This window comes from Nonomuraea composti, assembly GCF_012034275.1.
GTDB lineage: Bacteria > Actinomycetota > Actinomycetes > Streptosporangiales > Streptosporangiaceae > Nonomuraea > Nonomuraea composti.
Window position 1 is genome coordinate 1 of the sequence record NZ_JAATEP010000007.1, and the last position, 12,420, is coordinate 12,420.

The 12,420-nt window shown below is 71.1% G+C and carries 12 protein-coding genes and 1 pseudogene; 1 reads left to right on the forward strand and 12 read right to left on the reverse strand.

Annotated elements, in window-relative coordinates; translation table 11 throughout:
• From HCN51_RS11780 to HCN51_RS11805, 6 genes and pseudogenes are all read right to left on the reverse strand, one after another.
• Positions 1-225, reverse strand: a pseudogene (locus HCN51_RS11780) (tetratricopeptide repeat protein); the annotation flags it as partial.
• 308 nt (positions 226-533) lie between these two features.
• Positions 534-1,712: a signal recognition particle-docking protein FtsY gene (gene ftsY, locus HCN51_RS11785; protein ID WP_168009621.1), complete on the reverse strand. Its 1,179-nt coding sequence runs from the start codon at positions 1,710-1,712 to the stop codon at positions 534-536.
• Positions 1,713-1,788: 76 nt separating this feature from the next.
• Entirely contained in the window at positions 1,789-5,472 is a 3,684-nt protein-coding gene (gene smc, locus HCN51_RS11790; RefSeq protein ID WP_168009630.1) for a chromosome segregation protein SMC, read from the reverse strand.
• A 167-nt stretch (positions 5,473-5,639) separates the two neighbouring features.
• Positions 5,640-5,834, reverse strand: a complete 195-nt coding sequence (locus tag HCN51_RS11795; protein ID WP_043618321.1) for a hypothetical protein — start codon at positions 5,832-5,834, stop codon at positions 5,640-5,642.
• 190 nt (positions 5,835-6,024) lie between these two features.
• The gene (locus HCN51_RS11800; protein WP_080047542.1) at positions 6,025-6,312 is read right to left on the reverse strand and encodes an acylphosphatase; all 288 of its coding nucleotides are present in this window, start codon (positions 6,310-6,312) and stop codon (positions 6,025-6,027) included.
• Between the two features lie 10 nt (positions 6,313-6,322).
• Positions 6,323-7,219 (reverse strand): LysR family transcriptional regulator, encoded by an 897-nt coding sequence (locus HCN51_RS11805; protein WP_168009632.1) that lies wholly within the window; start codon positions 7,217-7,219, stop codon positions 6,323-6,325.
• 88 nt (positions 7,220-7,307) lie between these two features.
• Between HCN51_RS11805 and HCN51_RS11810 the strand changes: the two genes are divergently transcribed.
• The gene (locus HCN51_RS11810) at positions 7,308-8,477 is read left to right on the forward strand and encodes an MFS transporter (protein ID WP_168009634.1); all 1,170 of its coding nucleotides are present in this window, start codon (positions 7,308-7,310) and stop codon (positions 8,475-8,477) included.
• Here HCN51_RS11810 and mutM read toward each other — a convergent pair.
• The 6 genes from mutM to rsmD all read right to left on the reverse strand — a co-directional run bounded on the left by mutM (position 8,425) and on the right by rsmD (position 12,140).
• On the reverse strand, positions 8,425-9,270 hold the full coding sequence (gene mutM, locus HCN51_RS11815; RefSeq protein ID WP_168009636.1) for a bifunctional DNA-formamidopyrimidine glycosylase/DNA-(apurinic or apyrimidinic site) lyase: 846 nt from the start codon (positions 9,268-9,270) through the stop codon (positions 8,425-8,427). The two genes, HCN51_RS11810 and mutM, sit on opposite strands and share 53 nt — an antisense overlap.
• 68 nt (positions 9,271-9,338) lie before the next feature.
• Positions 9,339-10,058: a ribonuclease III gene (rnc, locus tag HCN51_RS11820; protein WP_080045554.1), complete on the reverse strand. Its 720-nt coding sequence runs from the start codon at positions 10,056-10,058 to the stop codon at positions 9,339-9,341.
• A gap of 216 nt (positions 10,059-10,274) precedes the next feature.
• A complete protein-coding gene (gene rpmF / locus HCN51_RS11825; protein ID WP_033409409.1) occupies positions 10,275-10,454 on the reverse strand; it encodes a 50S ribosomal protein L32 in 180 nt (59 codons plus the stop codon).
• 1 nt (position 10,455) lies between these two features.
• Positions 10,456-11,025, reverse strand: coding sequence for a YceD family protein (locus HCN51_RS11830; protein WP_080045553.1), 570 nt, complete (start codon positions 11,023-11,025; stop codon positions 10,456-10,458).
• A 54-nt stretch (positions 11,026-11,079) separates the two neighbouring features.
• Positions 11,080-11,556: a pantetheine-phosphate adenylyltransferase gene (gene coaD / locus HCN51_RS11835; protein ID WP_080045552.1), complete on the reverse strand. Its 477-nt coding sequence runs from the start codon at positions 11,554-11,556 to the stop codon at positions 11,080-11,082.
• A gap of 14 nt (positions 11,557-11,570) precedes the next feature.
• A complete protein-coding gene (gene rsmD, locus HCN51_RS11840) occupies positions 11,571-12,140 on the reverse strand; it encodes a 16S rRNA (guanine(966)-N(2))-methyltransferase RsmD (RefSeq protein ID WP_168009646.1) in 570 nt (189 codons plus the stop codon).
• Between the last annotated feature and the right edge of the window lie 280 nt (positions 12,141-12,420).

Here is a 12,420-nt window from a genome sequence, read left to right on the forward strand (position 1 = left end):
CACCAGCACCCGCTGCTCCCTGGGCAGCGTGTCGGCCAGCGAGCGGCGGCGTAAGGGCACTCTGTCTCTCAGGTGCGGCGCGGCCGCCCTGATCTCGATGTCGTGCGCGGCGACCAGCTCGGGCCGGCGCTCCAGCTCCGCCGGGACGAGGTGGCCGAGCAACGCGGCGGCCAGAGTGTACGGGCCGCCGATGCGGCGATCCGCGTCGATGAAGATCGTGTCCACGCGGTCCCTCTCCCGTGGTGAGGCAGGGCCGACGCACCATCCTGACACGCCGGCCCGGCGGGCCGAACCCGTTCCCGCACGCGCGGCTCGCGCGTGCGGGAACAAGCGAACTAGGCGCTGTGGCGGGGCGCGGCTCCGGCGCTCGGCTTCACGGTGCCGGGCTTGTGAACAACGATCTTCTTCATGAGCGGCCTTTCACGTTCAAACGGGACCGAACGATCAAATGACCGATACATGTCAACACATTGAAAAGTCGCCGATCAAGGTCTCATCTGGTAAGGCACATTTCAGTAGCCTTCGGGCCAGCCCTACTCGCCGAGGATCGCGTCGACGAACACCTCGGGGTCGAACGGCGCCAGATCGTCGGGCCCCTCGCCCAGCCCCACCAGCTTGACCGGCACGCCCAGCTCCCGCTGCACCGAGATGACGATGCCGCCCTTGGCGGTGCCGTCGAGCTTGGTCAGCGCGATGCCCGTGATGTTGACCACCTCGGCGAACACCTGCGCCTGCCGCATGCCGTTCTGGCCGGTGGTGGCGTCGAGGACCAGCAGCACCTCGTCGACCGTGGCCTTCTTCTCGATGACCCGCTTGACCTTGCCCAGCTCGTCCATGAGGCCGGTCTTGGTGTGCAGGCGGCCGGCCGTGTCGACGATCACGACGTCGACCTTCTCCTCGATGCCCTTGGCCACCGCGTCGAACGCCACGGACGCCGGGTCACCGCCCTCGGGCCCGCGCACGGTGTCGGCGCCCACCCGCTCGCCCCACGTCTGGAGCTGGTCGGCGGCGGCGGCGCGGAAGGTGTCGGCGGCGCCCAGCACCACCTTCTTGCCGTCGCCGATCAGGGAGCGGGCCAGCTTGCCGGTGGTGGTGGTCTTGCCGGTGCCGTTGACGCCCACGACGAGGACGACCGCCGGCCGCTCACCGTGCTTCTGCACGTGCAGCGTACGGTCGAGGTCGGGGTTGACCTGGGCCAGGAGCTGCTCCCTCAGCAGGCCGCGCACCTCGTCTTGAGTGCGGCTGCCCAGCACCTTCACCTTCGTGCGCAGCTCCTCCACCATGGCGCGGGTCGGCGCGACGCCCACGTCGGCGGTGATCAGGCTCTCCTCGATCTCGTCCCACACCTCGTCGTCGAGGCGGTCGCGGGACAGCAGCTCCAGCAGCCCGCGCCCGAGCGCGTTCTGCGAGCGGGCCAGGCGCGAGCGCAGCCGCACCATCCGGCCCGCGGACGGCGGCGGAACCTCCACCTGAGGCTCGACGACGACCGGCTCGGCGGGCTTGACCGGCGGCGGGGGCAGCGTGGTGGTCGCGCCCTCGGCCTCCTCGCCCGCTCCGGCGGGCCGCTTCTCCTCCTCGGGAAGCACGGGGGCCTCTGGCGGCTTGACCGGCGGGGCCGCCTTACGGCCCGGCCTGAACAGCAGGAAGAGACCGCCGGCCGCCAGCAGGGCGACGACGGCCACGATCACGATGACGCCGAGGTAACCATCCACAAGATGTCAGTTTTCCAGATCGACCACCATGGTCACGCACAAGGCCACACCGACCAGGCGAACCGCGTGGTGCCGATCAGGCGGTCTCGCGCTCTCTCAGCCGCTGGCTGACGACCTGGGTGACGCCGTCGCCGCGCATCGACACGCCGTAGAGGGCGTCGGCGATCTCCATCGTGCGCTTGTTGTGGGTGATGACGATGAGCTGTGAGCTCTGTCTCAGCTCCTCGAACAGCATGAGCAGCCGCTGCGTGTTGGTGTCGTCGAGGGCCGCCTCGACCTCGTCCATGACGTAGAACGGCGACGGCCGCGCCTTGAAGATCGAGATCAGGAACGCCACCGCCGTCAGCGACCGCTCGCCGCCCGACAGCAGCGACAGCCGCTTGACCTTCTTGCCCGGCGGCCGGGCCTCGACCTCGATGCCGGTGGTCAGCATGTCGCCCGGGTCGGTCAGCACCAGCCGGCCGTCGCCGCCGGGGAACACCCGGCCGAAGATCTGCTCGAACTCGCGGGCGACGTCCTCGTACGCCGAGGCGAACATCTGCTCCACCCGGTCGTCGACCTCCTTGACCACGGTCATGAGGTCGCGCCTGGTCTTCTTGAGGTCTTCGAGCTGGGAGTTGAGGAACGAGTGCCGCTCCTCCAGCGCCGCGAACTCCTCCAGCGCCAGCGGGTTGACCTTGCCGAGCTGGTTCATCTGCCGCTCGGCCGCCCTGGCCCGCTTCTCCTGCTCCTCCCGCACGTACGGGACGGGCGGCTCGCCCGGCACCGGCACCTCGGGGCCGTACTCGGCGACCAGCGCCTCGGCCTCGACCCCGAACTCCTCCAGCGCCCGCTGCTCCATCTGCTCCAGCCGCAGCCGCTGCTCGGTGCGGGCCACCTCGTTGCCGTGCACGCGATTGACCAGCTTGTCGAGCTCCTGGCCCAGCTCGCGCACGCGCAGGCGTACCTGCTTGAGCTCGGCGTCGACCGCCACCCTGGTCAGGTCGGCCTCGTCGCGCTCCCTGGAGGCGAGCTCGACGGACGCCGCGAGCGCCTGCAGCACCTGCTTGGCGCCCTTGCTGACGGCCTCGGCCAGCGCGGCCTGGCGCCTGCGCCGGGCGCGCTGAGCGGCCGCCTGGGCGCGTTCCTCGCGCTCCCGCCTGGCCGCCCGCAGCAGGCCGTCGGCGCGGCCCTCGATACCCTTGACGCGCTCCTCGGCGGTGCGCACCTGGAGGCGGGTGTCCATCTCGCGCTGCCTGGCGGCCTCCACGGCCGCCGCCAGGTCGTCGCGCAGGTCGGTGGTCGGCTCGGACTCCAGCTCCTGGGCGTACTCGGCCTCGGCCAGCCGGATCTCCAGCTCGGCCAGCTCCTCCTGGCCCTCCGTGCGGGCCTCCTCCGCCTGGGCCACGCTCCTGGCCAGGCGCTCGGCCTCGTCGCGGGCGGCGTTGGCGGCGGCCTCGATCTGGGCCAGCCGCCTGGCCGCGGCGGCGTTGCGCTGGTCGGCCTCCCGCTGGCGGGCCCTGACCTGGTCGAGGGCGCCCTGGGCGGCGCTCACCCCGGCCTGCGCGGTGGTGACGGCGCTCTGGGCCTCGCTGACGTGGGCCTGCGCCTGCTCCAGCGCCGTCTGGGCGACCTGCTCGGCCTCGATCGCCTCGTCGAGGGCGACGGCGCTCGCCTCGGCCCTGGCCTCGGCCTCCTCCAGGTCTCTGACGGCCTCGTCGAGCGCGGCCCGCACCTGGAGGACGGACGTGCCCCCTTCGGCCCCGCCGGTGGCCACGTGGGCGCCGACGAGGTCGCCCTCCTTGGTGACCGCCCGCAGCTCGCGATGCCGCTCGACCACGGCCCTGGCCTTGTCCAGGTCGTCCACGAGCACGACGTCGGCCAGCACGTGCTCCAGGGCCGGGCGCAGGTGGTCGGACACCGTCACCAGGTCCGCCACCCACCGGCCGTTGCCGGGCGCGGCCGCGCGGGCGCCCCCGGCCCCGCCGTGCCCGCCCCCGGCGACCAGCAGCGTGGCCTGGCCCGATCCTTGCGTACGCAGCAGCTCCAGGGCCTCCACGGCCGTGTCGAGGGTCTTGACGGCGATCGCCTCGGCCACCGGGCCCAGCACGGCCGCGACCGCCACCTCGGCGCCGGGCGTGACCTGCATCGAGGCGGCCAGCGGCCCCAGCATCCCGCCCAGGTCGGCGTCCAGCAGGGCGGCGCCGCCGTCGCCCTTGGCCAGGCCCAGCTCCAGGGCGTCGCGCCGGGCGGCCAGCGCCGCCACCGCGCGCTGCGCCTCCTGGTCGGCGGCGCGGGCCGTGCTCACGCCCGACTTGGCGGCCTGCAGCGCGGCGCGCGGCGCGTCGAGGCCGGACTTGGCCTCCTCCAGCGCGGCACGCGCCTCGTCGGCGACCGCCCTGGCCTCCTCGACCGCGGCCTGCGCGGCGGCCAACTCCTCGGCCAGCACGGGGTCGGCGGCGGGCGCCTCCAGGCGCTGGGCCTCCAGGTCTTCCCTGGCCTGGCGCTCGCGGGCGCCGGCCTCGGCCACGGCCTGCTGGAGCCGGCCGATCTCCTCCTCGGCGGCGCGGGCGCGGCTGCGTACGGAATCGACCCGGCCGCGCAGCTTGGCCAGGCCCTCGCGGCGGTCGGCGGCGGCCCTGGCGGCCAGCGCGAGCCGCTGCTCCTCGGCGCTCAGCTCGGCCTCGGCCTCGGCGCGCCGCTGGACGGCCTCCTCCAGCAGCTCGTGCGCCTGCTCCAGCTCGGCCTTGAGGATGAGCTCCTGCTCGCGCACCTCGGCGGCCTCGCGTTCGAGGTCTTCGGGGTCGCGGCCGCGGCGCTCGATGGCGGCGGCGTCGAGGGCGTGGCGGTGGCGCTCGGTGGCGAGCTGGTCGAGGCCCGTGATGCGCTCGCGCAGCGAGGACAGCCTGAAGTAGGTCTCCTGGGCGGCGGCCAGGCGCGGCTGGGCCTCGGCCTCGGCGGCCTCCAGCGCGCTCTCGCGCTGCTGCGCCTGCGCCAGCTCGGCCTCCACCTGCTGCCGCCTGGCCGTGATCGCGGCCTCGTCGGCGGCCTCGCGCTCCAGCGTGGCGCGCAGGATGCACACGTCGTCGGCCAGCAGCCGCAGCCGCGCGTCACGCAGGTCGGCCTGGATGACGGCGGCCTTGCGGGCGATCTCGGCCTGGCGGCCGAGCGGCTTGAGCTGGCGGCGCAGCTCGGTGGCAAGGTCTTGGACGCGGGTCAGGTTCGCCTGCATCGCGTCGAGCTTGCGCAGCGCCTTCTCCTTGCGCTTGCGGTGCTTGAGCACGCCCGCGGCCTCTTCGATGAAGGCCCGCCGGTCTTCGGGACCGGCGTGCAGCACGGCGTCGAGCTGGCCCTGGCCGACGATCACGTGCATCTCGCGGCCGATGCCCGAGTCGGACAGCAGCTCCTGGATGTCGAGCAGGCGGCAGGTGTCGCCGTTGATCGCGTACTCGCTCTGCCCCGACCGGAACATCAGCCGGCTGATCGTGACCTCGGTGTAGTCGATCGGCAGCGCGCCGTCGGAGTTGTCGATGGTCAGCGTCACCTCGGCGCGGCCCAGCGGGGGCCGGGAGGAGGTGCCGGCGAAGATGACGTCCTCCATCTTGCCGCCGCGCAGCGACTTGGCGCTGTGCTCGCCCATGACCCAGGCCAGGGCGTCGACGACGTTGGACTTGCCGGAGCCGTTGGGGCCGACGACGCAGGTGATGCCGGGCTCGAAGCGCAGCGCGGTGGCCGAGGCGAAGGACTTGAAGCCGCGCAGGGTGAGGGTCTTGAGATACAAGCGCGACCCCCTTCTCCTGAACGGACCTTGAACAGACCTCGGAAAAGCCTACTGGTCCTGGCCGCCCCGCGCGGGCATCCGCGTCGGGGCGGGGGAAGGGTGAATTCTCGGCAAATAACAAGGGACGCCTCTTCGAGACGTCCCTGGATCTTGCGCTCCGATCACTCTCAGGTGAGTGCCGGCTCGCGCTCCTGCACGCGGCTTAGCGCCTCGTCGCGGGTTTGCGCTGCAAGAGCGTCATTCGTGGCCTGAAGTCGGATGAGTTCTGCCTCCAGATCCCGGATACGCTGCTGCAGGCGGCGCATTTCCGAGACCATCCGAGGGTCAGGACCGCCGACGTGGCCGAGTAGAGCCTTCGCCATGGTAAAGGGTCCTCCACGCTGAGTGACCAGACTGGTTCGCGCACTTCTATTCCGCGGGAGGGGTGCGCGTGGTACCTAACAAGAGTCGCACCGGCAGTGTGGGCGGTCAAGTCGAACGAACCGCTGAGCCCTACTGATGGGCACTCCCGACATACAACTATACCCTATTTGGGCGGTTTGGCGAAACGTGCTACCTCTCCATGAACCCGGCCAAACTACCTCGGGGTTCGCTCCACCGTTCCACTACTCCATCCACCCTTCCCGGCGTGTCGCAACCCCTGAGCAGCTCCAGCAGGTTGACGCACGCCGCCCGCGGCCCCTCCGCGACCACCTCCACGCGGCCGTCGTCGGTGTTGCGCGCCCAGCCCACCAGACCGAGCTCCAGCGCCCGCGCCCGCGTCCACCAGCGGAAGCCCACGCCCTGCACCCGGCCGCGCACCCAGGCCGTCAGCCGGACGTCCTCGCCGCTCCCCGCCATCACATCCCCTTCACGCCACCAGCTCCATGGCCGACTCACGCACCGCCGCCTCGTTGAACGCCCTGATGGCGGCCGTCTCCCTGGCCCGCACCCAGGCCAGGCCCAGGATCGACGGGGGCAGCCCGGTGACGGGCACGAAGCGGAGGTCGGGGCGCACGAGCTGGTCGGCGGTGGGCGTGCAGAACAACATCCCACCCCGGTTCAGCGCCACCTGAGTCAAGCCCTCCTGCGTGGTCGCCACCCTACCGGCCAGGGGAATCGGACGTCCGGAAGGGGTCACGGAGGGTGCGATCCGCTCGTGCCACATGCGCGGCGCCGGCCCGTCCAGCCCGATCAGCGGGACGGAGGCCAGCTCCTCCGCCGAGATGCGCGCCCGCCCGGCCAGCGGATGCCGCACGGACAGGCCGAGCCGGTGGGAGACGTGGTTCAGCGCCGAGCCGGTGGCCAGGTCCGGCTCCGCCAGCGGCAGCAGCGTGAACGCGATGTCCACCAGCCCCGACCGCAGCTTCGTGAACGGGTCGGCCAGGGTGATCTCCACCAGCTCGACCGCGCAGCCGGGGTTGCGCCGCTCGAAGGCCCGCACGCTGCCCGTCACGACGTCCGTCGGCGTGGCCAGGAACCCGACCCTGATGACCCCCGTCACCTCGCGCGCCGCCGCCTTCGCCCTGGTCACGGCCTGAGCCATGCCGTCGTAGGCGGGCCGCAGGTCGGCCAGGAACCGCTCGCCGAGCGGGGTGAGCCGCACCCGCCTGCTCGTCCGGTCGAAGAGCCGGCCGCCGATCCTGGTCTCCAAGGCACGCAAGAGCTGGCTCACCCGTCCCGGCGACAAGTAGAGCCGCTCGGCCGTACGCGCGAAGTGCAGCTCCTCGCTGAGGACGACGAAGCACTCCAGCTCCCTGAACTCCATCCGGCACCTCCGATCGCTTAGCCCACCTAAAGCAAGCCTTCGGAGTTCGTCATTGTTCCCGCAGGCCGGCGACAAGAGGCTGAATCGCATGACGATGACAGATGTTCAGGTGAGGGCGCGGTGGCTGGCCGTGACCTCGGTCGCGATCGGCACCTTCACCATCGTGACGAGCGAGATGCTGCCCGTGGGCCTGCTGACCTCGATCGCCGGCGATCTCGGCATCTCGGCGGGCACGGCCGGGCTGGCCATGTCGGCCCCCGGGCTGGTGGCCGCGGTCGCCGCCCCCGTGCTGGCGGTGGGCGCGCGCCGGGTCGACCGGCGGCTCATCCTGATGGGGCTGATGGCGTTGCTGGCGGTGGCCAACCTCGCGGGGGCGATCGCGCCCGACGCCGCGGTCCTGCTGGTGGCCAGGGTGCTGACCGGGGTGAGCATCGGCGGGTTCTGGGCGTTCGCCGCCGGTCTGGGGCCACGGCTGGTGCCCGAGCGGTCGATCGGGCGGGCCACGTCGATCATCCTGGGCGGGGTGTCGGTCGCGTCCGTGCTGGGGGTGCCCGCGGCGACGTTCGTGTCGTCGTTCGCGGGCTGGCGCAGCGCGTTCGTGGCGACCGGCGTGCTGGCCCTGGCGTTGCTCGCGGTGCTGGCGGCGACCCTGCCGCCGCTGAAGCCGTCCCTTGAGCCGGAATCCTCCCCTACGCCGGAAAAGCGCTCCTCGTGGTTCTCAGGGCCCCTCAGGGTCATCCTGGTGCTGACCGCGCTCACCGTCGCCGGCCACTTCGCCGCCTACACCTACGTCCGGCCGTTCCTGGAACAGGTCGCGCACGCCGGGCCCGCCCTCGTCAGCACCGCCCTCCTCCTGTACGGCGCCGCGGGCGTCGCGGGCAACTTCGTGGCCGGCGCGCAGGCCGCCAGGAACCCCCGGACCACGCTGATCGTCCGGGTCCTGCTCATGGCGGTGCCGATGATCGCGCTCGTGACCACCGGGCTGCCCGCCCTCATCCCCCTGGTCGTGTGGGGGTTCGGCTACGGCGGCGTCGGCGTGACGCTGCAGCTGTGGATCATGCGCTCCGGCGGCGGCGAGCTGAGCACCGCGCTGTTCGTGTGCTCGTTCAACCTGTCCATCGCGCTCGGCTCGTTCGCCGGCGGGCGGATCGCCGACGCGCTGCCGGTCTCGGCCGTGATGTGGGCCGGAGCCGCGCTCACCCTGCTCAGCGCGGCCGTCGCTGGCATCGCGGGCAGGAGTAGGACGAGCGGTTCATGAACGCCTCACGCCTGATCGCGGTGCCGCAGCGGGAGCACGGCAGGTCGCGCCGGCCGTACACCTCCAGCGAGCGCTCGAAGTACCCGCTCTCGCCGTTGACGTTGACGTACAGGCTGTCGAACGACGTGCCGCCCTGCTCCAGCGCCGCCCCCATGACCGTGCGCACGGCCGCCAGCAGCTCGGCCACCTTCGGACGGGTCAGCGTCTCCGTCGGCCTGGCCCAGTGCAGCCTGGCCAGCCACAGGGCCTCGTCGGCGTAGATGTTGCCGACGCCGCTGATCAGCGACTGGTCGAGCAGCGCCCGCTTGATCTCGGTGCGCTTGGCCCTGAGCCTGCGGGTGAACTCGGCCTCGTCGAACGCCGCCTCGAACGGGTCGGGCGCGATGTGCGCGATCGGCTCCGGCACGCCGCCGACCAGCGGGCTCAGCATGACGTGGCCGAACGTCCGCTGGTCCACGAAACGCAGGTCGGGGCCGCCGTCGGCGAAGCGCAGGCGGACCCGCAGGTGCTTCTCCGGCGGCGCGTCCTGCGGCACGACCAGCAGCTGGCCGCTCATCCCCAGGTGGGCCAGGAGCGCCTCACCGGCGCCCGACAGCGGCAACCACAGGTACTTGCCGCGGCGCTCGGCGGACAGCACCGCGCGGCCCTTCAGCCGCGCGGTGAACTCGTCGGCGCCGGGCACGTGCCGCCTGATCGCGCGCGGGTGCAACACCTCGGCGGAGGCGATCTCGCGGCCGATCACCCACTGTGCGAGGCCGCGCCTGACGACCTCGACCTCCGGCAGCTCAGGCACATGGCCTCCTCGGGTACCTAACTCTCACCCCACGGGAACGCCCGGAGGGTTCGCACCCCTTCCGGCGCTCAGCCCGCGGGCTGGCTCTCGCGCTGCTCGCGACGGGCCCTGATGCGGGTCCACGCCGCCTCGGCCGCCTGCTGCTCGGCCTCCTTTTTGCTGCGCCCGGTGCCCGACCCGTAGGACTCGCCGCCGACCCGCACCATCGCCGTGAACGACTTGGCGTGGTCGGGGCCGCTCTCCTCCACGTGGTATTCGGGCACGCCGAGCGCCTCGGAGGCCGTCAGCTCCTGCAGCGAGGTCTTCCAGTCGAGCCCCGCGCCGAGCGAGGCCGAGCGCACGATCAGCGGGTCGAACAGCAGGTGCACCACCCGGAACGCCTCGTCGAGGCCCTTGTCGACGTAGATCGCGCCGATCAGCGCCTCAAGGGTGTCGGCCAGGATGGAGGACTTGTCGCGCCCGCCGGTGCCCTCCTCGCCCCTGCCGAGCCGCAGGAACCGGCCCAGCCCGAGCCCCCTGGCGACGTCGGCCAGGGCACGCATGTTGACCACCGCCGCACGCAGCTTCGCCAGCTGGCCTTCCGGCAGGTCGGGGTGGTTGCGGTAGAGGGTGTCGGTGACCACCAGGCCCAGCACCGAGTCGCCCAGGAACTCGAGGCGCTCGTTGGTGGGCAGGCCGCCGTTCTCGTAAGCGTAGGAGCGGTGCGTCAGCGCGCGCTCCAGGATGTCGGGGTCAAGACCGACCGACAGGACCCGCTCCAGCTCGTCTCTGGCGACCTCCACGGCCACCGGCTTCGGACCTGCGCCCACGTGCTTCCTCCTCGGACATCTTCCTATGGCGCGCCGACTGCGGAAGATGCCCGAAAACGTGGTGGGCGTCGGGGTAACACGTTAGCCCCGGCGTCCACCACGGCCGCGGGCGAACCGCCGCCGCACGCATCTGAGACGGTAACGCCGACCGAGGCACTTTGGCACCCGGTCGGCATCACGTCAACTGCTTCAGAATCAGGCGGACGGCTCGATGACCTGACGACGGTTGTAGGTGCCGCAGGTGGGGCACGCGATGTGCGGCTGCTTGGGCGAACGGCACTGCGGGCAGCTCACCAGGGCGACAGCAGTCGTCTTCCACTGGGAGCGACGGGCGCGGGTGTTGCTCCGCGACATCTTTCGCTTCGGGACGGCCACGTCACTTCTCCTGATCGTTATCTTTGTCGGTAATCAGACCTTGCAACGACGCCCAGCGGGCGTCGATCTTCTCGTGCCGGTGATCGTCGCCGGCCTCGGCCAGCTTGACCCCGCACTCCGTGCAGAGCCCCGCGCAGTCTTCACGGCAGACGGGGCTCAACGGCAGTGCGAGCACCACCGCGTCGCGGAACGTCGGCTCGAGGTCGAGCAGCTCGCCGTCGAGCAGCGAATCCTCCTCCGAGGCGTCCTCGTCGGAGTAGAAGAACAGCTCCTGCAGATCGACCTCGATCTCCGAGGAGACCGGATCGAGACACCGCGCGCACTCCCCGGCCAGCGGGGCCTGCGCCGTGCCAGAGACGAGCACGCCTTCCATCACTGCTTCGAGCCGCAGATCCAGCTCGACTTCGGCGTCTTTGGGGACACCGATCATGTCGACGCCGAGATCCGCCGGTGCCGGGAGGGTCAGGGTCATCTGCCGCATCGTCCCTGGCCGCTTACCCAGGTCATGAGTGGAGATCACCCACGGGGAGCGGGGGTCGAGGTGCTGAGTCATCCTGCTCTCGCTAGGCATGGCGAAAACGATCGCCGTCGTACAAGGCCGAAATGAAAGGATAGCAGCTTGCGCTCAGCCCCTGAGCCGCTCGACGAGCAGCTTGTGCACGAGATCGGGCACCAGCCCCGAGACGTCTCCACCATACCGGGCGATCTCCTTCACCCGGGAGGACGACAGGAACGAGTACTCGGGGTTCGTCGGCATGAACAGCGTCTCGACCCCCGACATGCGGTAGTTGAGCTGCGCCATCTGCAGCTCGTAGTCGAAGTCGCTGACCACCCTGATGCCCTTGACGATGGCGGGGATGTCGTTCTGCCTGCAGAAATCGACCAGCAGGCCGTGGAACTTCCGCACCTTGACGTTCGGAAACTCCTTGGTCACGGTCTGCAGGATCTCGATCCGTTCGTCAACGGTGAACAGGCTGCTCTTCTCGACGTTGATGAGGACTGCCACGGTCACCTCGTCGTACAGCCGTGCGGCACGGCCGATGATGTCGAGGTGGCCATTGGTGATGGGGTCGAACGACCCCGGGCAGACTACGCGGCGCAAGACGCCTCCCAGGTCTACGGGTTCCCGGCGGCGCGACCGTACCAAACGGACGCTTCGCCATAACGACGGACCCTCTCCTCAACGTAGCCTTCAGGCCACACCAAGGGCTTTCCCCTGCTTTCCCTCTCGAACGCCACCAAAGCCTCATCCGCCAGCCAGCCGTTGTCCCGCAGCAACGCCAGCACCGCCTGAACCTCGTCATCCGCCACCGCGTACGGCGGATCGGCGAACACGATCCCGAACGGCTGCGCCTCACCAGCTTTCGCCAGCATCCGCTCCACCTTGTCGGCCACCACGCGGGCACCCTCCAGGCCGAGCGCCGCCACGTTCGCCCTGATCGTGCGCACCGCCTTCGGATCCGACTCCACCAGCACCGCCTCGGCCGCCCCCCGCGACAACGCCTCCAGACCGACGGCGCCGGAGCCGGCGTACAGGTCGAGGACGCGGGCGCCACGGAGTCCGTACAGTGAATCCAGCGTCAAGAGGATCCCTTCCCTGGCCCTGTCGCTCGTCGGCCTCGTGCCGCGCCCCGGCGGCACGGCCAACCGCCGCCCACCTGCCACGCCTGCGATGATCCGCGTCATGTGACCCATTGTTCCGCATGTTCGCCCAGGTCAAGAGTGGACAAGTGTCTGCCTCGACTACGCAAGGGTGATTCACATCGGGGGGCCGGGGCCGCAAGATGATGACTGCGGCCTTCAAGGTGACCCACGTGAAGGCCGACCGGCGTGATCGTGAGCCCTTCCGCACGCCGGTTCCCTCGGCACCTGACCCGAGGGTGGGCCCAGCCGGGGACGGCATTCGGGGGGAGGCCGTCCCCGCGGCTGGGCATCATTCAAATCACCTTCTTTTACGGCACAGCCA

Coding starts and splice junctions, on each gene's coding strand:
- rsmD (WP_168009646.1), bottom strand. CDS start 12,140: ATGACGCGGATCATCGCAGGCGTGGCAGGTGGGCGGCGGTTGGCCGTG.
- HCN51_RS11830 (WP_080045553.1), bottom strand. CDS start 11,025: ATGCCTAGCGAGAGCAGGATGACTCAGCACCTCGACCCCCGCTCCCCG.
- HCN51_RS11800 (WP_080047542.1), bottom strand. CDS start 6,312: ATGGCGGGGAGCGGCGAGGACGTCCGGCTGACGGCCTGGGTGCGCGGC.
- HCN51_RS11810 (WP_168009634.1), top strand. CDS start 7,308: ATGACGATGACAGATGTTCAGGTGAGGGCGCGGTGGCTGGCCGTGACC.
- HCN51_RS11805 (WP_168009632.1), bottom strand. CDS start 7,219: ATGGAGTTCAGGGAGCTGGAGTGCTTCGTCGTCCTCAGCGAGGAGCTG.
- HCN51_RS11795 (WP_043618321.1), bottom strand. CDS start 5,834: ATGGCGAAGGCTCTACTCGGCCACGTCGGCGGTCCTGACCCTCGGATG.